We start from the raw sequence: 25,738 nt of genomic DNA, 5'->3' as shown, positions 1-25,738 counted from the left end.
TCGGTTACTAATAACCGACACTAGTAGGTTCTGAGAAACCTAAAATAGCAGATGTAAGCATCTGCCATTACAAAAGGGGACAGAAAAATCCTGTTTTATCCTGTAAATCCTGTCAAAAACTAATTCACTAATGCGTTATGCCAGACAGTATATTTAGAGGGTAAATGTCTCCTAATCCTATGAAACGATTTTTGCTTCCCTTGATCCTTCTGTCGGCTACTTTATTCATGGCCGCCAAACTAACAACCCAACTCGATCCTCCCGGTTCTGCCAGCGACTGGTCCGAATATTTAGGTGGTCCCGATCGCAACCATTACTCAACGCTTACGCAAATTGATACCACTAATGTAAGCCAGTTGAAAATGGCCTGGGAATACCATACGCTGGATTCGGGGCAGATTCAGTGCAATCCTATCATCAAAAGTGGCGTTCTGTATGGCATGACGGCAACTACACAGCCCTTTGCCGTCAATGCCGCTACGGGCGAGCAACTCTGGACACGAAAAGATACGACAACAGTACGGGCCTCTGCTCGTTCAGGCAGCACCAGCCGGGGAGTTACGTACTGGGAAAAGGGAACTGACAAGCGCATTTTATTTACCAATGGCGCCTGGCTTTACGCAATCGAAGCCGCAACCGGCAAGCCAGTCAACTCATTTGGCGATCAGGGACGCACTAGTCTGAAAGCGGGCTTAGGCCCAACGGCAAAAGACAAATCGGTTATCTCAAACACACCCGGCACGGTGTACGGCGACCTCATTATCATGCCAATGCGCCTTTCGGAAGGAGCTGACGCAGCCCTTGGTCATATTCAGGCGTTTAATATCCAGACCGGCAAACTAGCGTGGGTATTCCATACAATTCCTCAACCGGGCGAGTTTGGCTACGACACCTGGCCGAAGGATACCTACAAAAACACAGACGTAGGCGCTGCTAACAACTGGTCGGGGATGGCCGTAGATCGCCAACGAGGCATCGTATACGTACCAACTGGTTCGGCCGCGTTTGACTTTTATGGTGGTAATCGTCAGGGGCAGAATCTGTTTGCCAATTGTCTGCTGGCCCTCGACGCCAAAACAGGGAAACGGCTCTGGCATTTTCAACTCGTTCACCATGATATTCTGGATCGGGACGCCCCTGCCCCACCGAATTTAATTACAGTGACCCACAACGGAAAGCGTGTCGATGCTGTAGCGCAGGTCAGCAAACAGGGATATGTGTTTTTGTTTGATCGGGTAACGGGCAAACCCCTATTCCCAATCAAGGAAACGCCCATGCCAGCCTCTGATATTGAGGGCGAAAAGGCATGGCCTACCCAGCCCATTCCAACTAAACCAGCTCCCTATGCCCGGAATATATTGACCGAAGTAGACATCAGTCCACTGGCCGAAAATCGGGCGGAGTTACAGGCTACCTTACGCAAAAGCCGCTACCAGGGCGCATTTACACCGCTTAGCAAAGGAGGTACTATCATTTATCCGGGTCTGGATGGCGGTGCCGAATATGGGGGAGCCGCCGTAGATCCCGATGGCATTATGTACGTGAACAGCAATGAGATGGCCTGGTTGATTTCACTGAACAAGAAAATGTCCAGCGACCAGCTTGCTCAGCTTAGTCCCGGCCAGCGTGTATATACCACTACTTGCGCCCAATGTCACGGTGCTGAGCGAAAAGGCAATCCAGCCAGTGGTTTCCCATCGCTGGTCGATATAAACAAACGTCGAAACCGGGCTTTTGTTAACAATATCGTTTCGAACGGTAAAGGCATGATGCCTGCCTTTACCAGCCTGTCTGCCAAGCAGAAACAATCCCTATTGGCTTTTCTGTTCGGCGACGAAAGTCAGGAACCGGGCATGAACCACGATGCCGAACCAGGGCTTAGCAAGGCCGAGCAGGCAAAAACGAAGGTGCCTTACCAGATTTCTGGCTACAGCAAATTCCTGGATAAAAACGGCTATCCGGCGGTTCCTACTCCTTGGGGAACCCTGAACGCTATCAACCTGAACACGGGCGAATACGTCTGGAAAACGGTTCTGGGAAATTACCCGGAACTTAAGACCAAAGAACCTACAGGGTCAGAGAGTTACGGCGGACCAGTCATTACAGCTGGGGGTGTCCTCTTTATAGCGGGTACTAAAGATGGTTTATTCAAAGCTTATTCACGGAAAACGGGCAAGTTACTTTGGCAAACGAAACTCCCGGCAGCGGCTTTTGCCACACCCAGCACGTACGAAGTGAATGGCAAACAATACGTCGTTCTAGCCTGTGGTGGCACTAAGTTAGGAGCCGCCAAAGGAGATAGTTACGTCGCTTTTGCTTTGCCCTAATTTGCTTTATCAACATGAATCATCAGGCCATAGGCATCGACTTAGGCGGCACTCGGATTAAGGGCGTACTCATCGACGCACATACGGGCGAGGTTTTACAGAAACGAATCACCCCCACCAACGACGGGGAAACCAATAGCTGGAAATCGGTTATTGCTCAGACCGTGCAGGAACTGAAGGCCACAACGAAGGAACCCATTTTAGGGGTGGGATTAGCCGCACCGGGATTACCCAATACCAATAATTCAGCGATTGCCTGCATGCCCGGTCGGTTACCCGGTCTGGAAGGATTCGACTGGGCCGAGTTCCTAACTGAACGGGTCTGGGTACTGAACGACGCCCATGCCGCGCTTATGGCGGAGGCCCGTTTCGGTGCCGCCCGAACCGTTGCCAACGCGGCCATGCTCACGCTGGGTACGGGCGTAGGAGGTGGTCTGCTGGTTAACGGCCAGTTATACCAGGGCTTTTTTCAGATGGCTGGACACCTGGGTCATATGGCCGTAGATGCTGATAGCGACCAACTTGATGTAACGAATGCGCCCGGCAGTTTAGAGGATGCCATTGGCAATGTAACTGTCAGCCGACGGTCGTATGGCCGCTACAAAAGCACGCATGAATTGCTTGATGGGTATGTACAGGGGGAGCCACTGGCAACGCTCGTGTGGCTCACGTCTGTACGGCGGTTAGCCGTGGCGCTGGCGTCTATTGCCAATTCCTTTTCACCCGAATTGATTATACTCGGTGGAGGAATTACGCAGGCTGATGATGCCTTATTTACCCCCTTACAAACCTTCATGGATTTGTTTGAATGGCGGCCAGGCGGCAAAAAAACAACCATTTGCAAAGCTCATTTTGAAGACTGGGCCGGCGCCATCGGGGCCGCGGCTAGTTTTCAAAATTAATTGTTTCAAGTTCCAGATTCCAAGTTTACTGTATGGAACCTGAAACTTGAAACCTGAAACTTAAAACAATGAACTCATCACTCACCTCCCAATACATTCAAAAATCCAGAGCGATTCTGGATACCGTTGAACAACAATCCGAAGCCATTCAACAGGCAGCTCAGTGGTTTAGTCAGACAATTCTGGCCGGGCGAATGGTGCATCTGTTTGGTAGCGGCCACAGCCGTATTATGGTCGAGGAAATGTGGCCCCGCTATGGTTCTTTTCCGGGATTCAACCCCATTGTCGAACTATCGCTCTCCTTTCATAATCTAGTCGTGGGGGCAAATGGTCAACGACAGGCTATGTTTCTGGAAAATGTGCCGGGTCTGGCGCAACGCATTTTGCGAAACTATGATTTGTCGGAGCAGGATTCGGCTTTGGTGATTTCGTCCAGTGGCTGCAATGTCGTTCCCATCGAAATGGCTGAATTGTTTCAGGAACGGGGCGTTAAAGTTGTGGCCCTGATTACGAAACAGCATGCCGATAAGAGTATCAGCAAACGTGCCGACGGTAAAAAGCTAAGTGATTTTGCGGATTTAGTATTGGATACGGGTGCGTCTATGGGCGATGCGATGGTCGCGGTTCCGGGTCTGGATACGCCCGTTTCACCAGGTTCAACCGTGGGAGGAGCCGTTCTGGTGAATTGCATCAAGGCCGAAGTAGCGGGTTTATTGACCCAGGCAGGACAGCCACCTAAAGTACTTTCAGCAGCCAATGTTGTAGGCTCCGAACGGGCGGTATCTTTATTCGAAAGTGCGTACGATGAACACGCCCACCGACTGGCTAAACTCTACGAGCGAGTTGGTTTCCCGTCCTATGTTAGTGAACCAAAATGACTATCTATCGACGTCCAGCGCTTCAACTCTTAGGTTGGAGTCTTTTGATAACCGTCAGTCTCAATCATTTTATACTGAATCAGAATCCGTTTCTGGGTTCTGTCTGTATAGGCCTTTTATTGATAGCCGTTATCAGTCAACTCGTCCGTTTGCGAAAACATGGAACTGTTTACGTCGGTGTTTTTCTAATTTCTCTAGTACTGCTAACCGCTATTCTCCTCTATATTGATGGGCATATTTTCAGCCTTCCCAGGCGTTATTATAGCATTATATAATTCGATTCGCTGATTGTAATCACTTTATTCAGCCAACTACTCCGTATTCCCCTCACCCAGCCACAGCTTCTCCCGTTCCGAACACCACACTCAAATGTTCCTGATCGGGTTTGCGGCTAACGGTGAGTTTGCTGGCGATTAGGTAGACGATGAATGAGGCAATAAACGCGGGAAAAACCTCATGGACATCAGCTAAGGCTTCGTAATTGGGCCGAACGCCAAACCGCCAGATTATATTGACCAGGATGCCGGTTATCATGGAGGCCACTGCACCGAGATCAGTACCCCAACGAAAGTACAATCCACCAAAAATCGTCGGGAGGAAACTAGCTACATAAACCGATCCGGCAAAGGCCGATAACTCCACTACTCCCGCCGGAGGAAACAACGTGAAGTAATAAACGACAAGGCAATAGAGCAACATGACCAGCTTGGTACGGGGAATGATTCGCTCAGCAGGCATTGGCTTCCAAACATTCCAGATGTCTTTCACAAGCGTGGTACCAACGACCAGCGTTACGGAAGCCAAAGCCGCCATGCCAGCTGCAAAAAGCCCCATCAGGCAGATACCGCTAATGAGAGGACTATCGAATTTCTTGAGCATGAACCCCACTACTTCATCGGTATTCTTGACGAGGTAAGCTGCTTCTTCGGTCGTTACCATACCATGCACTAGTGCGCCAAGACCCATAACGCACACCAGCGAAACACCCATAAAAATAGGCGTCCAGGTCATGGCGAATTTCATGCCCTTCCGGTCTTTAACAGTATAAAACCGAATGAGCAACTTGGGTTCCGAGATCTGTTTCATCCCCACCGAAAGTCCGATCCCAGCAATGTACAGAAACGACGTCAACTGCCCGAAGGTAACCAGACCATTGCCGATGGGTGTTCCTTTTTTAGATACATGATCGACGTAGGCAATTTTAGCCATCAGCACATCGTACCCACCAACGTATACAAACGGCAGCGCCAGCATCAGAATAGCCACCGCGAACATCAGTATACCCTGCACGGCGTCGGTCCACATAATGCCATACATACCACCCGCCACGGTATAAAAGCAGGTAAAAAATAGCATAAAGGCCGCGCCGTAGGCGTAAGGCACATCAAGAACAGACTCGAGCAAATGGGCGATTCCTTTGGCGATACCCGTCATGTACCAGATCGTTGCGAACAAAATAATGAAGGCCGACAAGATCCGAATACTCCGGGAAAGTGGACTTTGATACCGAAGCTGAAAATAGTCGGGAACGGTGAACGACTTGAGCCGGATGCTTTGATTGCGCATTCGGGGGCCGAGAATCATCCACGAAATGACACAGAAAACGGCCCAGAAAAGCCCAACCCACGTCCACGATAATCCGTACCGAAACGATTCTCCCGCTTGGCCAATGTAGGTGTTGGTGCTAATGAACGTCGAGAAAAAAGCCAGCGAGACCACCCAGCCCGGTATTCTTCGGTTGGCCAGGTAGTATTCACCTACGGTTTTAGCCGCTTGCCGTTGGAGATACCAGCCGAGGGTGATAATCAGACCTAAGTAAACCACCATGCAAAGCAAAACGGTGGCGTGATTGGCGAAGTAGGTCATTGGTTAGGCTTTTTTTCGTCATCCTGCACATCTATTTTCATGAATTGCACAGCAATGGCATTCACGATCATGATGACCAAAATGGCCCAATACGGAAAGGCAGTTAAGAAATCCATAAATCAGAAAAGCTGTTTGAGATCGTTTTTGGTCACTTTGCCCATTGCATTGCGCGGTAGCTCAGCAATTATGCGATATTGACGGGGCACCTTATAGGGCGGCAATTGTGTCCGAATCCAGGTGTTCAGTTCGGCCAGATCAATCGGTTGGGCAGCTACCAAAACGGCGGCTACTGTTTCGCCCCATTCGTCGTCGGGAAGGGCAATAACGCCACAATCACCAACGGCCGGATGCGTCCGTAACACCTCTTCAATTTCAAGCGCCGATAATTTATAGCCTCCCGATTTGATGATATCGATGGAACTTCGACCAAGAATTTTATAGCTGCCTTCATCCACAACAGCTACGTCGCCCGTACGAAACCAGCCGTCATCGGTAAATGCATCGGCAGTAGCCTGAGAGCGTTGCCAATATTGGTGAAATACTGTTGGCCCTTTCACCTGAATTTCGCCCGGTTGTCCGTCCTCAACAGGCTGATTATTATCATCTACCAATCGAACCCCCACGCCTATCAGCGGTTGCCCGATATGCCCAGGAATCCGTTGTCCTCGGTATGAATTGCTGATAGCCATACCAATTTCGGTCATGCCATAGCGTTCGAGCAGTACCTGTCCACTAACCCGCTCCCAATTTTGCATGACCGTAACCGGTAGCGCAGCCGAACCAGAAACCATCAGTCGGAAAGTCTGCATAGTAGCCGTCAGCGCTTTCTGCTCCTGATCAGGCAGATTTTCCCAATACGCAATCAGCTTAAAATAAATAGTCGGAACGGCCATAAACAGGTTAATAGCCCCCTGTTGAAAAGCATCAAATACGCCAGCTGCCGAGAATTCGGGCAAAAACTCACAGCAGGCTCCCGCCCATAATGCACACCCAATTACGTTCACAATGCCATGAACGTGGTGCAGCGGCAGTACGCAAAGAATATGGTCCGTTGATTGCCATTCCCAGGCCGTAATGAGCGATGTTATTTGTGCATCCAGATTAGCGTGAGTGCTGACAACTCCTTTTGGCAAGCTGGTGGTGCCGCTTGTGTACAGAATCATCGCCTTCCGCTCAGGCTCAAGATCAGGCAACGTTCCAGGCAGGTATTCCTCGTCCTGTTCGAGTTCGATAAACTGGAGATTTTTGGCTTCGGCAAGGGGCCTGACAATGGAGGCATAGCGCGAAGAGGCTACGATTATCTCGGCTGCCGTATCGGTAATAACATAGTCGAGTGAAGCTGTTGGGTAGGTCAGACAAAGTGGTACGGCAATGCCACCGGCTCGCCAGATCCCCCACTGTACCCGGACATAGTCGAAACCCGGCGTAACCATAAACGCGACTCGCACCTCCGCTAAATCGGCCTTACCATTCAGCAATCGTTGAGCAAATTGGCTCGACTGATCCAGCAACTGGGTATAGGTATAGGATTGCCCATCAGAAATAATGGCCGTATTACTCAAATGAGCCTGGGCCTGCCGGACGAGGTTTAGCATGTAGCAAACAGGGTTTAGCCAGTAAAGATCAGTCGCTACTACTCCTACTATCTTTAGTTAGAATCTGGATTTGCTCGTTGCTTTTTTCGTTAAACACATAGGTCTGCCTAGCTCCCCTCTCCCGTTTTGGGAGAGGGGCCGGGGGTGAGGGGAAACGCCAAGCCGCTCCAATTTACCCTCACCCCAACCCCTCTCCCAAAACGGGAGAGGGGCTTAACTACCAGAAAAACGTCAAACTCAACCGGGCGAAAAACGGAGTGCCGGGTGTGAAGTGTATTTCCTCAACGGGAGCCGCTTCACCTTTTAATCGACTTTCGGTGTCGAACTGAGTTTCCTTCCAGCGGGTATTGAGTAAGTTCTGCACCGATAAACCGAGGGTGTAGTTTCGCTTAGCGTAGTTCGCTTGCATATCCGTCACGAAATAACCCTGGGCCACAACGGAGTTGTCTTCATTGGCCGGCCGATTCGCGATGTAGCGATACCGTAGCGAGCCGCTTAATCCATAGTGCGTTTGCAGCGATAAGCCACCTGTCGATGTAAATGTTGGCGCGAGAGGCAGATAATTCTGACCAGCCTCTGCATCAATCGATCGGGGTTTGGCTGTGTTCAGGTCCAGATCGGCGTACAGGGTTTTGGTAAGCTGGTATCGCACCGATAGATCCACACCCATTCGGCGTGACCGACCGCTGGGTTCTACGACGCCTTCATCACCCACATAGACAAACTCCTGTTGCAGCCACAAATACCAGGCAGCGGCATTTACGAGAAGTTTAGGAAATGGTTTGATAATAACGCCCAGGTCAGAGCCATAGGCAGCGGGCAAAATCTCCCGACCATTTTGGGCTGTTACAACCCGTGCATCGTTGGAGTGAAAACCCTTGCCCGTATTAAGGTAAAGCTGAACGCGCGGATTCAGGGTATAATACAAATTCAGCTTGGGCGATACGATAGCCTGCGTAGCGTGTTTGGTTGTTACGGGCACCGCCAGCAAATTTTCGTATTGGCTGCGAAAATAATCCACCCGAACACCCGCATTGACCATGAAGCGGGCCGAAACCTGAATTAGTTCATCCGCATAAAGTGCCGCGTTGATTTCGTTGATATTGCCAAATTGGATTGGGTTCAGCGTTTCAACGCGGTTTTTCGTATGTGACAATTCAGTATGGTGAGTGATGTCCTGCCGATACTGCGCGCCCAGGGTTGTTGTCCAGTGGGTTTTGCCGATGTTCGTTTCAGTGGAATAGCTGCCGGTGTAGCCGAATAGATTCCGGTGTTCTTTTTGCCGAATCTGATCGCCGTTGACGGTATCTTCCTTGAAAAATGTAAAATTGGAATACAGCTCAAAATTGTAATTACTGTAGAAAAACTGATTTTTGATCACATGATTCCGGGGCGTTACCGTTACAAGTTGAGCGTTAACATTTGTTCGGCTGGTTTCGCCCCCTTCAGTGGGATCAATGGAGCCGAAAAAATCCGTCAATCCGGAAGCTACAGCCCGATCAGGAATTTGTCCCGAGTGATTCCATTTACTCCAGAATGTCGAACCGGTTAAGGTTAAGTTCGTGTTGGCAGCTAAGTGCCCGTGGTATTTCCCGACAACGTTCAATCGTTTGAAATTCTGAGGATTATCGAAATACGAATTGGTATATGAATACTCCGATGCCAGATAAGCCGACTGATTTTTCGCCTTTCCCCGCTCGCCCAGCAAATCCAGTCCAGCCACTGCGCGGTAGGTATCGTACTGCCCGGCTTCCAGCTTAACAAACGAGCGATCAAGGGCTGTGCGTGTTCTGAAATCAACCCAACCGGCCGTCGTCAGGTTGCCTTTATCGGCGCGGTAAGGCCCTTTCTTGAAATCGACGCCTTCAATTAATTCGGGAATAACGAAATGTAAATCGGCATAGCCTTGCCCATGAGCATGCGAAACCATGTTGACCGGCATCCCATCGACTGTCAGGCGAATATCGGTGCCATGATCGAGGTCGAAGCCGCGTAGGAAAATCTGCTCGGCCTTGCCCCCACCCGCATGTTGACCAATAAACAAACCCGGCACCATCCGCAAAATCTCCTGCGAATTGGTAATCGGTCGGAGTTTAATATCCAGACTGCTAATCAGTTGCTGGTCGTGCGCCCGCTGCGACGATACAACAACTTCGCTCAACTCTACCGATGTCGCGGCCATAACGATGTTAACGGTTGTTGTCTGATCATCCAGCACTGTCGCGGCCACTATCTGCGTCTTAAAACCTACATGCGAGAGTTCAATTTTATAGGGAGATGCCACCAGACCATCGAATCGGTACTGCCCCAACTCATTGGTTATGGTCGCTTTACCAAGTCCCGTTAGCTGCACGGTAACGCCCGACAGCGGTAAATTAGTAGCCTGATCACACACTTTGCCAGCTATATGACCCAGGTGAGCATAAGCTTGCAGGCTTGCCAATAGAAAGAGCAGCGATAGAATTTTCGTCCACATACAGGTATGCAAAGATGGTCGAACTGGATTAAACTCTAGCCAATCAACGTGCGTTTTATAGGCTTAGAGCGTGAATTTCGGGTTCGTTTTCCGGGCAATTGCCACTAGTTTATCGCGTTGTCCAGCGTTCCCCAGAGCCAGTTCAATAGCCCCTGCCTCTTGTAATAATTCCGGGTCTTTACTGCCAGTACGCAAGGCTATCTGCATATGTTGCTGTGCATTTTTAAGATCATGCTGGTTAAAATAAACCCAGGCCAGCGCATGATTGACATCAATGTTTTTAGGCCGTTTTTTGTACTCAATCAATCCATAAATTTTTGCAGAATCTAACTGCCCCGCCTTTGTATAGAGTTTACAGAGTTCGAGGTCAACGGCATGACCAGAACGGGCATCCTCATCCAGCATTCTGGCTACTTCTGCGAATTTTTTCCGGGCTTTTTCCTGATTACCCTGTAGCGCGTAAATTTCTGCCATTTGCTCATGGAACGAAAATTCGGGCATGATCTTAGCCGCTTTTTCCAGAGTAACCAACGCCTTATCATATTCTTTTCGGGCTTTCTGAATCCGGGCCTGACCAGCCATCGCGAACGCATAACTGGGTCGCATCACCAGTATACCGTCGTACTGTTGTTCGGCATTATCCAGTTGACCGGTTGTTTCGTATAAATGCCCCAGGATGTTTTTACTCCAGCACTGGGGCTCTGAACCGGGCAAACCAGCCTGAACAGCCAGTTTCATGGCGGCAATCGAACTGGGGTAATTCCCGTAGATTTCGCGCAGGTACGAAGCCCGCGAATAGGACTCCAGTGAGGGTTTCAGCGCCTGCATTTTATCCGACATGGCAACGGCTTCTTCATAATTTCCCAATTCCACATTGGCATCGACCAGTACGCCATATACATACGCATTACTTGGGTTAATCTGCCGGGCTTTTTCGGCTAGTTCACGCGCTTCGGCAAACTGGTGCTGCGACATTTTTACGGATGCCTTAAATGTTGTAGCCTCAAAGTTTTTAGGGTCCATAGTCAACACGCCATCCAGAATTTTCAGGATAGCCGGGTAATAGTACGGGTGTTCTCCCGTAATCCGGGCTTCGGCCAGATAGATCACAGCCATCTGCAACCGAGGCTTTATATCGTTCGGTTCCTTCCTGATTTTCCCATTTAGTTCGGCAACCTTTTCTTTTGTCCGCTGCCACTCAATGGCCGAAGCTAATTCACCCCGACGTTCAAAAAGGGGTGGTATATCCATAGTAGACGTGGTTGTCGTTTCGGCTACTGTCTTCTTTTTGTCAGTACAACTGTTCAGTGTAAGCAGCGCCAGGGTTAATAAAGCGAGTAGGCCCATTACAGGGATGTGCTTGAACGTAGGTATTTGGTTTTTCATGACAAGTAAAGGGATTTGTGATTAGGTCTATTGTTGGATTCAGGTTCTGTGGATTTTACCCCCTAAAAAACAGAGGACTTACCATGCCCTTTAGGGGATAAAATCGACAGAATCTTAGCTTACACTTATTTAGTGACGTATTACTTTTATCGTTTTACGCTCTGTTGGGGTGACCGCCTGGAGGAAGTAAACACCGGGTAATTCACCCAACCGGACTACATGGCGCTCAAGGCTACCCGCTTCGCTAATCGTCTGCTGACCAATCAATTGGCCTTGACTATTCGATAGGCCAAGTCGAAGCGATTGCCCAACAGCTCCCGTTACTTCTACTGTAACCTCGTTGTTTGTGGTTGGATTACCCAGCAAACGAAGCGTCAACGGCTCCGTCTTTTCGGTCCCAATACGGGCACCACTACAACGATCGCGGAAATTGAAAGTGTAGGTCACTTCAGAACCGGGATCACCCACGTAACGAGCCTGTATTAGAATAGTACTACCATCTCTGCGCTTTTCACCCTCAATTTGCCGATTGATGTTGGTACTCCAACCACCGTTAACGGCACCCGCAGCCTGATATTCAACAGTTCGATTAGGATCACCCCCAACACGAGCGAAGACCATACCACCTGTGAGACAGTCGTAATTCTGTACGGTTACCGACAGTGGTTTCGCCGTATTTTGATCTGGCCCTACATACCCTCGTCCAATAAATCCGCGCCAGGGGTCCTGAACAAATGGGAAACCTGCTTTCAGCGTTGTGTCATTCTTGGTTACGCCAGCATTGAATCCTAATACTTTACCTAAACTGGCGGTAACCGGACTCGGACTCACACCAGGCGTAAAGTCATCGTACCACAATCCAATGGCGGCCAATACCACCCCACCTACTGCCTGCAACTCAATCGTAGTCACATCATCCTCTAACCGCCGACCATTTGGAAAACCATCCATGTTAGGAATAAACTGCAAGTTCGGATTGATATAGGTCGCATCGGTTAGGCCCAATACCGCAGCGCCTACCAAACCCAGCGAACTAAACTTAGGATCACTGCGAGGAGTAGCCGGAACCGCCATGTTCAACCGGAGCATGTCGCCCAGCGTTGGCAGGAAGTTATGAATGAAGGGTTTACCGGCTGCCAGTGGATTACCGGCTTTGCCCGTTGCCAGTTGATAAGGCTTTAGATTAGGCACGCCTGTGTAGAAAATGGGCAGCAAATCAACGGCTCGTGGGCTGGTAGCATTTGGAAGCAATACACTGCCAAAAGCGGCTTCGGCCAGAGCCGTACCATCTAAAGCCGCATTACCTTTCAGACTAAATAGGCCTGGCTGACCATTGCGGAAATCAAACGCGCCTAAGGACTTCGATTGAATCCGCAATGCCGACAAACCGGGAACGGCACTACCAAACTTGGAATCGTCCATATACAGAGCCAATTCGGGATTGGTAAAATATTGAGCAAACTGGAGATCATTTTTGTTATACGGTGTGAATGAGTTCCATTTGTCTTTCATGCCCACAGGAATGACCGCTTCATTGGTGAGGGGCATACCCAGGCGCGACACCTGAACCCAACCGCCATCATAGCCCACATCTCCCCCGTTGTAAATAGTTTTCAGCTGACGACGGCTAGAGGAAGCCCATACCCCAATTACATAATCAGGATCGAGAATATTGGCCGACTGTGCTACTGATTTACCATTTTTTTGAAGTGTCGATACGGGTACTTCGATCGCTATCGTATGACAATTGAAATGGTATAAGGCGTCACGTGCCTGCCCGGCAGGTCGGAAGCCACCAACATCGAATGCGCCCCCTAAATCGACAAAGAACGGATCGTCAATCGGGCCACAGAAAATTCGCTCACCTGTCGAAGCCGTAGTAATGGCTTTGGTTGCCAGTGCATTATACGAAGCTGCTCCCAGACCGACGGTCTTATCCTCAATAGAACGGGGACCAATGTTAGCGGGAGGCACGACTCCATTGCTGATAATCGTCGTCCAGCTTTGTCCACCATTGGTGCTGCGTTCGCAGGTGTAGGTCGTTTTTTGATTTTGCTTACCGAGTCGGATGTTGAAAAACGTAGTTGGATCTTCATTCATGATCGAGAATGTAAACCGATACGTAATATCGTCGCCGGGTGTAGCTACGTTGTTCTTGACGTGAATTTCGTACCGGATATTCTCCCCGAATGAATACCAGTTAGGGCCACCTGCCGGATCTTCAAATGGAATATAGTTCGCGATCAGGACAATCTTTTCCGCGTCTGTTGGACTCTTAAACGCATACACGTCCGTATTATCAGCGAGCGGATCGCTGGAAATTAGCGGGGCTTCGCGGTGCGATGAAGCTATCGACTGACGATATGGTATATACGTCAATACCATTGTCAGCAAAATGAGAAGTATCTTTTTCATGAGTATTGCTAGAAGGTTGACGTGATTAGAATTTGGTCACTTTGGTATAGTTAAGACCACGCCAGGGAGTTTGCACATAAGGGAAACTCGCTTTCAGGGTCGTGTCGTTCTTAGTTACACCAGCGCTAAACTTCAGCACATTCCCCAAATTGGGAGTCACAGGTGATTGGCCCGGTACAAAATCATCGTACCACAATCCAATGGCAGCCAGTACCACACCACCCACCGCCTGCAACTCAATCGTAGTCACATCATCCTCTAACCGCCGACCATTTGGAAAACCATCCATATTAGGAATAAACTGCAAGTTCGGATTGGTATAGGTCGCATCGGTTAGGCCTAGTACCGCGGCTCCTACCAAACCCAGCGAACTAAACTTAGCATCATTGCGAGGAGTAGCCGGAACCGCCATGTTCAACCGGAGCATATCGCCTAGGGTTGGCAGGAAGTTGTGAATGAAAGGTTTACCAGCTGCCAGTGGGCTACCGCCTTTGCCAGTTGCCAGTTGATAAGGCCGCATGTTAGGCACGCCTGTGTAGAAGATCGGCAGCAAATCAACGGCTCGAGGGCTGGTAGCATTTGGAAGCAATACACTGCCAAAAGCGGCTTCGGCCAGAGCCGTACCATCTAAAGCCGAGTTGCCTTTCAGGCTAAACAAACCCGGCTGACCATTGCGGAAATCAAATCCGCCTAATGATTTGGTCTGAATACGAAGCGCTTTCAACGACGGAACAGCCCCGCCGAACTTGGAATCGTCCATATACAGAGCCAGTTCAGGATTGGTAAAATACTGAGCAAACTGGAGATCGTTTCCGTTATAAGGCGTCAGCGTATTCCATTTATCTTTCATGCCTACAGGAATGACCGCTTCATTGGTGAGGGGCATACCCAGGCGCGACACCTGAACGTATTCGCCATCATAACCTACATCACCCCCATTATATAAAGTCTTAATCTTTTGACGGCTTGCCGATGCCCATACGCCAATCACAAAGTCAGGGTCGAGAATAGTCGACGCCTGAGAAACGCTCTTACCGTCTTTTTGCAATAGGTTGACAGGAATCTTCAAGGCAATCGTATGGACATTATAGCGAGCCAGTCCATCTTTGGACGGATTGACCGAATTGCCATCGGGCCGGAAATTACCCGCATCGAACGCGCCCGCCAGATCAACAAAGAACGGATCATCGGCAGGTCCGCAGAATACTTTCTCTCCCGACGATGCCGTTGCAATAGACTGTTCAATGAGGGTGTTGTACGAAGTACCTAACCCAAGTCCCGGTGTGTCGATCGAGCGTGGTCCAATGTTGTAGGCGGGCACCACGCCGTTACTCACAATAGCGGTAAACGGGCCACCATTTACGCTTTTTTCGCAAATGTAGGTGGTTTTCAGATTCTGCTTGCCGAGTCGAATGTTGAAAAACGTGCTTGGGTCTTCGTTGTTTCTGGTGAACGTAAACCGATAGGTAATATCATCGGATGCCGTATTCGCTTTGTTTTTGATGTGAATTTCATATCGAATTCGCTCACCAAACGTGTAGTAATTGGGGCCACCTTCGGGCAGCTGGAAGGGAATGTAATTGGCGATAATCGTGATCGTATTCGGATCGTCGGGACTTTTGAACGCATAAACATCCGTGTTATCAGCCAGTGGATCATTCGAGATCAACGGGGCTTCACGGTGACTGGACGCATAACCGCCAATCGCAAGCAGCAACAAGGCACCACTCAGGAATAAAATCCTAAGTCGGCCAGAGCACAAAGAAAACGTGCGCATAGCATGATTGTGTTTAAAGATGAAAAAATTGCACTAAAGAAAAAGGGTAAGGCAATAGCGCTCCATAACAAGAATTACTTGCTAAGGCGACTGAAAATCATGAAGGTGCGTTGAGAAAGCCGGCAATTAGGGCCGGAGAGAAGCGTACAATAATCGTATCCCTAGGCGATACGAGCAAGAAGAAACTACAGGAAATTCGGGAGACTAGCGTATATTTTTTTCATACTTCATTCAGAATGGTCAGGGGTTAGTTATGGAAATCAAACGTATATACTCCTAGGACGAGAAAATAGTTTTAGCAGGTTTGAAAAGATTTTCTAACATTAGCACGACGGTATATTCGCCAACCAGATCAAGTTATTTTTTCACGAATAAGCTGGTCAATTTTTCAAAAATAAAGAGTAAATAAAAGCTTGTTAAATAGGGAAGTTTAACCAGTTTTAAAGGCAATAAATAGACTTTAGCTTAACCGAAAAGTGTGCGATGTTGTAAACTGAATTTCTTTGCAGTCTTTGCGAATTTACCTTAGTGTTCGTTGCGGTTAATTTGAAAAGTTCAAACAGGCCTCCACCATAGTCAAGTAATCAAAATTAATGTCCATATAGACACTGGCAATTTAGAGTCTTAATTGTGGTCTCTGTGGACACTAGTTTTAATCTTCCTTTATATAGTAGCCTCTAGTTGCCGTACACTACGTTGCACTTTGGGTACTCGCTTACCAAGTGCACTGCGAAAACTCTGTGGTTGGGCAACAATACGGGCACCCGTCCAGGTAGACGCGATCACCATACCCGCTGCCACTAAAATAATATCCTTGATAATATATTGGGCAGCCAGAGAAGGGGCATGCAGTGGTCCAGGAAAGAGTTCGCCCGGAAAGATGACTAAAGGTGAAATAGCGCCAATCATTTGGGCGGCCATCAACCAAACTCCTACCCGAAGGAACCGACCACTAATAAAGCAAATTCCGATAATCGACTCTAAACCAGCAACAAAATCCATCGCACTCCGCCCCGACAGCACGCCAAACGTCAGAATAGTCGTTGTTCGCGTAGCTAAATCCTCAATAGGGCTGATACCAGGAAAAAACTTCAATAACCCAAATCCCAGAAAAATCAACCCTAAAGAAATCCGTAATAATGCGATACTATGCGCCACCAGCCAGCGGTTCATGGCTGTATCTAGTTGGTCGAAACGGTCAAAAAGGCTGATTACTGTTTTCATAGCGTTGAGTAGGGTGTGTCGAAGAAAAGGACCCCATATCTACATCTACGCACTTGAGCCCTAAAACAGATTTAGGAAATTTTTTCTAATGATATTATTATAATATGTTTTTAAGTTCTAAAACAAGTTGATACTGGCAAAAGCCCAACCCCGTTAAAACAGGCAGGAAAGCCCCCAAAGCTGCTTTCCCTCTAGAAATTCGATGAAATGATAGCCCTTTCTTCAGCGTATTTTCCCCTCTGGCTAGCTATATAAATAGGCCCGTAAAGTCCCAGTCAATTACAAAAAAATACGCCTGCACACCACTTTTTGAAATCCATCCAATAGCTCTCTTACGTTAGTATATGTAGAGCACGTCATCAATCAATGTTGTACTATGATTAAAAAACCGTTGGGCTCTTTTCTAGTCCACTGATACGGACTAGGTTAACTTTTCTTTCAATTACATTAACACAACACAGTTGATATACATGATGAGAATATATACTGAACAGTCAAATTAAATTTAGTAAAGACTGCTTACTAGTTAATATATTTTAAATCATGGAAAACAAGTCACAAGGCGATATCAAAGTCAAGCTTCTTACTGCAGCCTTGTATTTATTTAATCGTTTCGGTTTTGTTAATGTCCGACTTCAGCATATTGCCGACGAAGCCGGTGTTAGTGTTGGAAATCTGGCCTATCATTTCAAAACAAAAGATGCCCTGATTGAGACCGCCTATCAATCAATTCTACATACGCAGGAAAAATTGGTAACCGATTTGCACCACACTCCTCTCTTTAACACAATTGATGAATACATAAGAAGCACGTTTTATTTTCAACAGCAGTATAGTTTCTTTTTCACGGATACTCTGGAGCTTATTCGGGCATTTCCTTCCCTTAGACAGAAGCACCGAAAGCACCTCGACTGGAAAATTATGCAAATTGACTGGCTGCTGAAGGCTACTATATCCAGGGGTGCTTTACACGATCCAGCAGAGCCGGATTCCCTGGTTTTGTTAGCCCATCGGTACGTGATGATGACCGAAAGCTGGATGAATTTTGAGCGAATGCGGGGCATAGATGCCAGTAAGCTAGAGATAAAGAACTACCGACTTGCCCTGTGGTCGCTATTGAGCCCTTATTTTACTGTCAAAGGAATACAGGAATTTCAACTCCTTACGTCCACGACCAACATCGACTAGCCAATCTTCCTGCCAGTATTTCTACTTATGCTAACCTTCTCACTACCCGTTCTTTCGGTAGTACCAATAGGCTTATTCGTTTAAAGTAACGACAGCCTTCTTCGTAAATCCTTACCGAACTGTTACCGCTATTTATAGAAGATAAAGAAGATTATATTTGAATTAATGGGTTATTGAAAATTTTATTCTTCCTGGATACCCGTTAATAAAATCCGATAAATTATATTGAATTCCGTTCTAATCTATATCCTTTGGTGCTCTAACCAATTGAAACTGCACACCCCTAAACTAACTCGTATAAAACCCCAACTCAATTCATCAACAATGCGTTATTCTACTTACTCAGTCCTTGTTATGCTGCTGATCAATCTGAGCACAGCATTAGCACAGACAATCCCCTCGCCCAAGGAACATTTTGGTTTCGACATCGGCGACGATTATCAACTCGCGACCTATACCCAAACCGAAGCTTATGTAAAGAAAGTAGCTGCGGCTTCTGACCGAACAAAGCTGATGGATATTGGGCTGACCGAAGAAGGCCGTCATCAGTTCATGCTGATTGTCTCGTCGCCAGCCAATTTAAAAAATTTGGCTCGCTATCAGGAAATTTCCCAGAAAATGGCGCGCGCTGAAGGTCTCACCGACGAACAGGCCCACGCTATGGCCAACGAAGGCAAAGCCGTTGTCTGGATTGACGGTGGTTTGCACGCGACCGAAACCGTTGGTACGCATCAGCTCATTGAAACCATCTATCAATTGGTGAGCCGGAAAGACCCCGAAACCATGCGCATTCTGGACAATACCGTTATCCTGCTCACGCACGCCAATCCCGATGGTCAGGAGATCGTATCGAACTGGTACATGCGCGAGTCCAAACCCGAAAAACGGTCGTTGGATAACCTGCCTCGGCTGTATGAGAAATACGCTGGTCACGATAACAACCGCGATTTCTTCATTATGAATCTGAAGGAAACCCAAAATATCGGTCGGCAATTGTTTGTCGAGTGGTTTCCTCAGATCATGTATAATCACCACCAGGCCGGTCCAGCTGGGTCTGTGCTGGCAGGGCCTCCTTACCGCGACCCGTTCAACTACGTTTTCGACCCATTAATGGTGACGGGTATAGATGCCCTCGGCGCGGCCATGATCAACCGGATGAATGTAGAGAATAAGCCGGGCTATACACGCCTGGGTGGATCGGTTTTCTCAACCTGGTACAATGGCGGGTTGCGTACCACCACGCACTTCCACAACATGATTGGTCTGTTAACGGAAATCATCGGTAATCCAACGCCCGAAGAGGTTCCACTCGTGCCCAGCCGTCTGATTCCCAATGGAAATACACCATTTCCGGTTACCCCTCAGAAATGGCACTTTAAGCAGTCGATCGATTATTCGGTATCGCTGAATTATGCCGTTCTCAACTATGCTTCGCGCTATCGCGATGAATTGCTGTTCAATATCTATAAGATGGGCAAGAATTCCATCGAACGCGGCAGCAAGGATTACTGGGGGCTTTCGCCAAAGAAAATCGACGCGATCAATCAGGCGTTTCAGTCAGATACAAAGAAACCAACGTCGACTTCTGCAAACGCGGCTCTGGCGCAATACGGATTTATTCCTCGCGGAGGTGGTATGCCGATTAAATACTACGATACGATCATGAAGGCCCCTGTCCTGCGCGATCCTCGTGGTTTCATCATTCCGGCCAATCAACCTGATTTTGCTACGGCGGTTAAGTTTGTCAACGCGTTGATTCGTACGGGCATTCAGATTCAGCAGGCTACCGCCGATTTTACTGTGGCTGGCAAGAAGTACCCAGCCGGTTCGTACGTCGTGAAATCCGATCAGGCGTTCCGTCCGCACTTACTGGATATGTTTGAGCCACAGGATCACCCGAACGATTTCCAATATCCAGGTGGACCTCCCGTTCGGCCTTACGATGCCGCTGGCTGGACACTGGCTTACACCATGAATGTTCAGTTCGACCGTATTTTAGATGCTTTCGATGGTCCATTTAAGAAACTGCCCTATGGTGAACTTCAGTCGCCCGAAGGCCACGTAACAGGGACTGCTGGTGGCGGTTATCTGCTTAGCGCTAAGGCCAACAACTCATTCATTGCCGTAAATGATCTGCTGGCATCGGGTATCGATGTATTCCGTTTGCCAAATGGTGTGGGTGGAAAATCGACCGTAGAATCGGGTGCATTCTTTGTTCCGTCTTCGGCTAAGGCCAAGTCGATTCTGGACAAATCGGCTAAAGATTTAGGTATCGAAGTGACCGGTATTGCCAAAAAGCCAACCACTTCAATGACTAAAGTGTCGCCCATGCGGATTGCCTTGTGGGATACCTACGGCGGCTCAATGCCATCGGGTTGGGTGCGCTTCCTGATGGAGCAATACCACTTCCCAATGAAAGTGATTTATCCTGCCGATATCGATGCGGGTGATCTACGGAAGAAGTTTGATGTCATTATCTTCGTAACACGCGCTATTCCGCCAGCTACGGGTGCCGATAATGACATTTTCAGAGGTCTTGAGCGCGAGCCAAAAGAAGAATCGACACCGGCTGAATATCGTCCGTGGTTAGGCAAAATCACAGCTACCAAGTCGATCCCACAAATCAAAGCCTTCCTGGAATCCGGCGGATCGGTAGTAACGATTGGTACTAGTACCAACCTGGCCTATCATCTGAAATTACCAGTTAAAAACGCCCTTACCGAAATGACCGCTGCGGGTACGGAGCGCCCCTTACCGAACGAGAAATACTACATTCCTGGTAGTGTGTTACGCGTAAATCTGGACTCAACCCAACACGCCACTTGGGGTATGCCTACACTGACCGACGTGTATTTCGATGCTAGTCCAGTGTTCAAAATTGCTCCTGAAGCCATTGCCAAAGGCATTGTAACACCACTTGCCTGGTTTGAAACCAGCAAGCCGCTACGTAGTGGCTGGGCGTGGGGACAATCGTATTTACAGGATGGTGTAGCAGCCTTTATGGCACCCGTTGGATCGGGTAAATTCTACGCCTTCGGACCAGAAATCACCTTCCGGGCACAAGCACAAGGAACGTTTAAACTGCTCTTCAACCAGCTTTACGGCTCGGGCAAAAGTGGTTCGCAAGGCAGCGATGTCGTTAGCGAGTAATAGCCTCTCTTAAAGTAAAATTACACTTCTTCAACAACTAAAAATTAGTAATCGCGTCCAGTGTCACATTCAATTTAGATGTGATGCCGGGCGCGGTTTTCTTTTGGATAAAGCTACGTGCTGTGATCGTTCGCCATAGTATTCACTGATAATTCACAACACTTCCGGCAACTTTTCGATTATAACAAAAAATGATTGAAAAGCTTTTGTGCAACCAATTAGTTGCTTATATTTGCAACCGATTAGTTGCACAAATAACTCAGATGATCAATGAGACGGGATGTTTTTCAGGCTATTGCCGATCCGACAAGGCGGGCTATCCTATTACTAATTGCGGCTCAGGCAATGACACCCAACGCCCTTGCCGAACACTTTGATACCACTCGACAAGCGGTTTCCAAACATCTACGCATATTGACAGAATGCGAACTGGTGAAGCAGGATCATAATGGAAGAGAAATTTACTACCGACTTGAGGTAACTAAAATGAAAGAAATTGATAAGTGGCTCGACCAATTCAGGAAACTGTGGGAGAGTCGCTTCAATGAACTTGACAATGTATTATTAACCATTAAAAACGACAAAAAATGAGCACCAACTTAGCGTTTGATTTTTCTGTAAATAAGGAAAATAGCACAATCGAGGTAAAGCGAGAATTTGCCGCCGAACTCCCCTTAGTATGGGATGCTTACACAAAGAGCGAGATTCTCGATCAATGGTGGGCCCCGAAGCCCTGGAAAGCACGAACAAAAACAATGGACTTTAGAGAAGGCGGCCATTGGCATTACGCCATGGTAGGCCCAGAAGGTGAAGAGCATTGGGCCTGGGTTGATTACCAGCGTATTCAAACTCAAAAAAAATTCACAGGTCTCGACGCTTTTGTCGATGCAGAAGGCAATCTGAATAAGGATTTACCCCGGTCAACCTGGGAAGTAACGTTTTCAGACAAAGGACCTGTAACGCTTGTGGAACTTCACATTTCCTATGACGATTTGGCTCAACTTGAGGCAACCCTGCAAATGGGCTTTAAAGAAGGTCTGGCAATGGCTATGGAAGGCCTGGACGAATTGCTCCCTTCGTTGAAAAAATAAGCTAAAGTTGCTGAATGCTAAAGCGGTGCTTGATAAGTCATATCTGGGTGATATGACTTATCAAGCACCGCTTTAGCATTCAGCAAACTATTCACCATAACCAATGCCAAGAATAAACGTAAAAGATTAACGCTACTTTCTTAATTGATAATCAGCAATCTGTGCAATGCCCTCTTAAGATATATATGTGATGTTACCAGAGTGGACTGCAAAAGTGATGGACATAGTGTTTCTTTAGCCGATTATAAACTTACTATTAATGCATTGCTTGAACAGTCAAGCTGATTAAATGTTAATTTACCAGGCAATTCTACCATTCCATGACCGGTAAAAACTCGCTTACTAGTGAAGAGAATGCGCATAACCCAGCCAGATCTTACTCGTTCCTGGCTGGGGGTGGCGAAATGGGAGCCTTAACCAGGGCTCTTGACTGGTCGAAAACTGCCCTAAATACCCCTGATACCTGGCCACAAAGTCTGCGAACTACACTGAGTATTCTTCTCAACTCAAAGTTTCCCATGTTCCTGTTTTGGGGAGAACAGCACCTCTGCTTTTATAATGATGCCTATCGACCTAGTCTGGGTAATGAGGGGAAACATCCCTTAGCATTAGGGCAGCCTGGGGATCAGGTATGGCCCGAGATTTGGGACTTCATCAAGCCCTTAATCGATCAGGTACTTTCTGGTCAGGAAGCTACCTGGAGCGAAGACCAGCTTCTGCCTATTTACCGAAACGGGAGGCTTGAAGATGTCTATTGGACTTTTAGTTATAGCCCCGTCAGTGACGAATCTGGAAATCCTGCCGGCGTATTCGTAACCTGTACCGAGACGACCCAAAAAGTAAAAACCTTTGCCCAGCTCATCGAAAGTAAAACCCAGCTGGAGTTTGCCATTGAAGCGACTGAATTAGGTACATGGGATTTAAATCCGGTCACTGGAAAATTCATTGGTAACGATCGATTGAAAGAGTGGTTTGGTCTGCCTCCAGAGGCCGAAATACCCCTAACCTGGGCCATTGACGTCATTGCTGAGAAGGATCGGGAACGCGTTGCAACAGCTATTGAACGGGCACTGGAGTATAGCTCCGGTGGCCACTACGATATTGAGTACACCATCCTCAATCCAACTACCCAGCAGTCACGCATTGTAAGAGCCAAAGGAAAAGCATGGTTTCATGATGATCAGACATCGTACCGCTTCAATGGTACGCTTCAGGATATTACCGAGCAGGCCACAGCCCAAAGGAAGGTGGCGGAAAGTGAACTGCAATCACGCAGTTTGGTAGAACAATCACCAGTACGTACGGTGCTGTTAACTGGTGAGGAGATGATTATTACCCGAGCAAACGAGCCAGTCCTGAGAAGTTGGGGCAAAGATGCCTCTGTGATTGGCAGGCCCTTACTGGAAGTTCTACCCGAGATGCAGGGACAACCATTCCCGAAACTACTGGCCGACGTGTACGCAACTGGCAAACCTTACACAGCTTCTGATGCTCCGGTCACCTACATCCGGGATGGTTTGAAGGATGTCTCCTATTATGATTTAACCTATCAGCCCATGCAGACGACATCGGGAGTTATTTATGGTGTGTTATCAACCGCTGTAGATGTAACCGAGAAGGTGAAAGCTCGAATGAGGCTAGAGGAAAGTGAACGAAAACTGCGCAGCATCATTTTGCAATCGCCCGTGGCCATGAGTATTTCCAGGGGCGCATCTCACATTGTAGAGATTGCCAATGAGCGCATGTTTGAAATCTGGAACAGGAGTCCTGAAGCTATACTGAATAAACCCATCTTTGAGTCATTGCCAGAGGTAAAAGGACAGGGTTTTGAAGCGCTACTCCATCATGTATATACGACTGGCGAAATCTACCGTGCCAATGAGTTACCGGTAACCCTGTCCAGAAATGGTGAACTCAGGAAAATGTATCTCAATCTCGTGTGTGAAACGGTGCGGGAAGGGGATGGAACGATATATGGCCTTATGCAGGTAGCCATTGACGTAACTGAACAGGTAATAGCCCGTCAGCAGATTGAAGCCGCCGAATCCACCCTTCGGAATGCCATCGACCTCGCCGAATTAGGTACCTGGAGTTACGATATTGCCACTCGCAGAATGACCTATTCTCAACGGATGCTGGACTGGTATGGATTTGATAAACCGGTGGTACCAATTGAGGAGATGATTGACGCGTTTGATGTGCCGGATCAGGCACGTCACAAACGAATACCAGACCACTTCGTCTGGAACGACGAAGGCGTTGTTGACGATGAGCACGCCATTATCAATCACCGCACCGGCATACAATACATTATTCACTCTGTTGGTAAGCGGATCGAGAACGACGCTGGCATTGCAGTACGCATAGAGGGTACATCAAGAGACGTGACTTTGGAGCGAAACATGCAGCATATGCTGGAGAGGCAGGTGCAGGAGCGTACCGAAGAATTGGAAGCCATCAATGAAGAGCTAGCCGCTAATAACGAAGAACTAGCAGCTGCCAGTGAAGAAGTCGAGGAGGCAAACCGAGGGCTTGAAGAGGCCAATTTACATCTAACTCGTTCGAATCAAAACCTGGAGCAGTTTGCCTATATTGCTTCCCATGATTTGCAGGAACCCCTGCGCAAAATTCAACAGTTTGGCGATTTGCTCAGGAGACGCTATACCAATTCATCCGACGAGGAATTACTTTATCTGGAGCGGATGCAGTCAGCTGCCAGCCGGATGTCGCTGTTGATTAAGGACCTGCTCAGCTTCTCACGAATTTCAACCCGTCAGGTAGAACCTTATTCTGTAGCGCTTAACAATGTGATAGAGGAAGCGCAGGATAATTTGTCGGTCATTATTGAGGAGAGTAATGCGCACATCCAAGTCGGTATTTTACCCACCGTGCAGGGTGATAAGATCCAGTTAAGTCAACTCTTCCAGAACTTGCTCTCGAATGCGATTAAGTTTAGTCGAAGGGCTCAGGCCAGTGCACCAATGGTCCCTCAGATTATCATCCAGGCCAGCCAACTACGGACCGAAGATTTGCCAGCCAGTGTGAAGCCTACCCGGCAAACGCGGATGTACCATCACATTGAGGTAAAAGACAACGGGATTGGCTTCGATGAGAAATATACCGACCGTATCTTTCAGGTCTTCCAGCGTTTGCATAGTAAGAACGAGTTTGCTGGAACGGGAATAGGGCTGGCTATCTGTCATAAAGTAGCGGCCAATCATGGAGGAGCCATTACCGCCACTAGTCAGCCAGGGCAAGGGTCCACGTTTAGTGTATATCTACCAATCTGAAAGTCGGACAAATAAGCGATTATAGGTTTCCACTTGTATCTGGAGCAGTTCCGGATTATCCTGTCCGACCAGTCTATTTTCCTAATAGTACTTATTTTGTTTAAGCACTAGTTCAGTAGTGTTACTATAAGCCATACCGTTTAGTATCTTTTTGGAACTTACTATAGTATCCT

At 48.0% G+C, this 25,738-nt stretch carries 15 protein-coding genes; 8 read left to right on the top strand and 7 right to left on the bottom strand.

The window, feature by feature from the left end; translation table 11 throughout:
• The first annotated feature begins 179 nt into the window (after positions 1–179).
• From GO755_RS02425 to GO755_RS02415, 3 genes are all read left to right on the top strand, one after another.
• The gene (locus tag GO755_RS02425) at positions 180–2,327 is read left to right on the top strand and encodes an outer membrane protein assembly factor BamB family protein (protein WP_157582970.1); all 2,148 of its coding nucleotides are present in this window, start codon (positions 180–182) and stop codon (positions 2,325–2,327) included.
• A gap of 14 nt (positions 2,328–2,341) precedes the next feature.
• On the top strand, positions 2,342–3,229 hold the full coding sequence (locus GO755_RS02420; RefSeq protein WP_157582969.1) for an ROK family protein: 888 nt from the start codon (positions 2,342–2,344) through the stop codon (positions 3,227–3,229).
• Positions 3,230–3,297: 68 nt separating this feature from the next.
• Positions 3,298–4,107: a sugar isomerase domain-containing protein gene (locus GO755_RS02415; protein ID WP_157582968.1), complete on the top strand. Its 810-nt coding sequence runs from the start codon at positions 3,298–3,300 to the stop codon at positions 4,105–4,107.
• A gap of 327 nt (positions 4,108–4,434) precedes the next feature.
• Here GO755_RS02415 and GO755_RS02410 read toward each other — a convergent pair whose 3' ends face one another.
• The 7 genes from GO755_RS02410 to GO755_RS02380 all read right to left on the bottom strand — a co-directional run bounded on the left by GO755_RS02410 (position 4,435) and on the right by GO755_RS02380 (position 16,846).
• Positions 4,435–5,973 (bottom strand): sodium:solute symporter family protein, encoded by a 1,539-nt coding sequence (locus GO755_RS02410; RefSeq protein WP_227686834.1) that lies wholly within the window; start codon positions 5,971–5,973, stop codon positions 4,435–4,437.
• 119 nt (positions 5,974–6,092) lie between these two features.
• Positions 6,093–7,568 carry an acyl-CoA synthetase gene (locus GO755_RS02405; RefSeq protein ID WP_157582967.1) on the bottom strand — a complete coding sequence of 492 codons (1,476 nt, stop codon included), beginning with the start codon at positions 7,566–7,568 and terminating at the stop codon, positions 6,093–6,095.
• 217 nt (positions 7,569–7,785) lie between these two features.
• On the bottom strand, positions 7,786–10,044 hold the full coding sequence (locus tag GO755_RS02400; RefSeq protein ID WP_157582966.1) for a TonB-dependent receptor: 2,259 nt from the start codon (positions 10,042–10,044) through the stop codon (positions 7,786–7,788).
• 63 nt (positions 10,045–10,107) lie between these two features.
• Entirely contained in the window at positions 10,108–11,430 is a 1,323-nt protein-coding gene (locus GO755_RS02395; RefSeq protein ID WP_157582965.1) for a tetratricopeptide repeat protein, read from the bottom strand.
• Between the two features lie 129 nt (positions 11,431–11,559).
• Positions 11,560–13,845, bottom strand: a complete 2,286-nt coding sequence (locus GO755_RS02390; RefSeq protein ID WP_157582964.1) for a DUF4331 family protein — start codon at positions 13,843–13,845, stop codon at positions 11,560–11,562.
• A gap of 25 nt (positions 13,846–13,870) precedes the next feature.
• Positions 13,871–15,622 carry a DUF4331 domain-containing protein gene (locus GO755_RS02385; RefSeq protein WP_157582963.1) on the bottom strand — a complete coding sequence of 584 codons (1,752 nt, stop codon included), beginning with the start codon at positions 15,620–15,622 and terminating at the stop codon, positions 13,871–13,873.
• 663 nt (positions 15,623–16,285) lie between these two features.
• Positions 16,286–16,846, bottom strand: a complete 561-nt coding sequence (locus tag GO755_RS02380; RefSeq protein WP_198174731.1) for a DoxX family protein — start codon at positions 16,844–16,846, stop codon at positions 16,286–16,288.
• A gap of 543 nt (positions 16,847–17,389) precedes the next feature.
• On the opposite strand from GO755_RS02380, the gene GO755_RS02375 reads away from it, so the two are divergent.
• The 5 genes from GO755_RS02375 (at position 17,390) to GO755_RS41310 (ending at position 25,565) form a co-directional block, all read left to right on the top strand.
• Positions 17,390–18,034: a TetR/AcrR family transcriptional regulator gene (locus GO755_RS02375; RefSeq protein ID WP_157582962.1), complete on the top strand. Its 645-nt coding sequence runs from the start codon at positions 17,390–17,392 to the stop codon at positions 18,032–18,034.
• A 324-nt stretch (positions 18,035–18,358) separates the two neighbouring features.
• A complete protein-coding gene (locus GO755_RS02370) occupies positions 18,359–21,184 on the top strand; it encodes a M14 family metallopeptidase (RefSeq protein WP_157582961.1) in 2,826 nt (941 codons plus the stop codon).
• A 270-nt stretch (positions 21,185–21,454) separates the two neighbouring features.
• Entirely contained in the window at positions 21,455–21,775 is a 321-nt protein-coding gene (locus GO755_RS02365) for an ArsR/SmtB family transcription factor (protein WP_157582960.1), read from the top strand.
• On the top strand, positions 21,772–22,275 hold the full coding sequence (locus GO755_RS02360; RefSeq protein WP_157582959.1) for an SRPBCC family protein: 504 nt from the start codon (positions 21,772–21,774) through the stop codon (positions 22,273–22,275). Before GO755_RS02365 ends, GO755_RS02360 begins: the two co-directional genes overlap by 4 nt.
• Before the next feature lie 320 nt (positions 22,276–22,595).
• Positions 22,596–25,565: a PAS domain-containing protein gene (locus tag GO755_RS41310; RefSeq protein WP_157582958.1), complete on the top strand. Its 2,970-nt coding sequence runs from the start codon at positions 22,596–22,598 to the stop codon at positions 25,563–25,565.
• Positions 25,566–25,738: the final 173 nt, after the last annotated feature.

The organism is Spirosoma arboris, assembly GCF_009754945.1.
In the GTDB taxonomy this organism is placed as follows: Bacteria; Bacteroidota; Bacteroidia; order Cytophagales; family Spirosomataceae; genus Spirosoma; species Spirosoma arboris.
The sequence above is the reverse complement of the archived record's forward strand: the minus strand, read 5'-3'. Positions and strand labels throughout refer to the sequence as shown.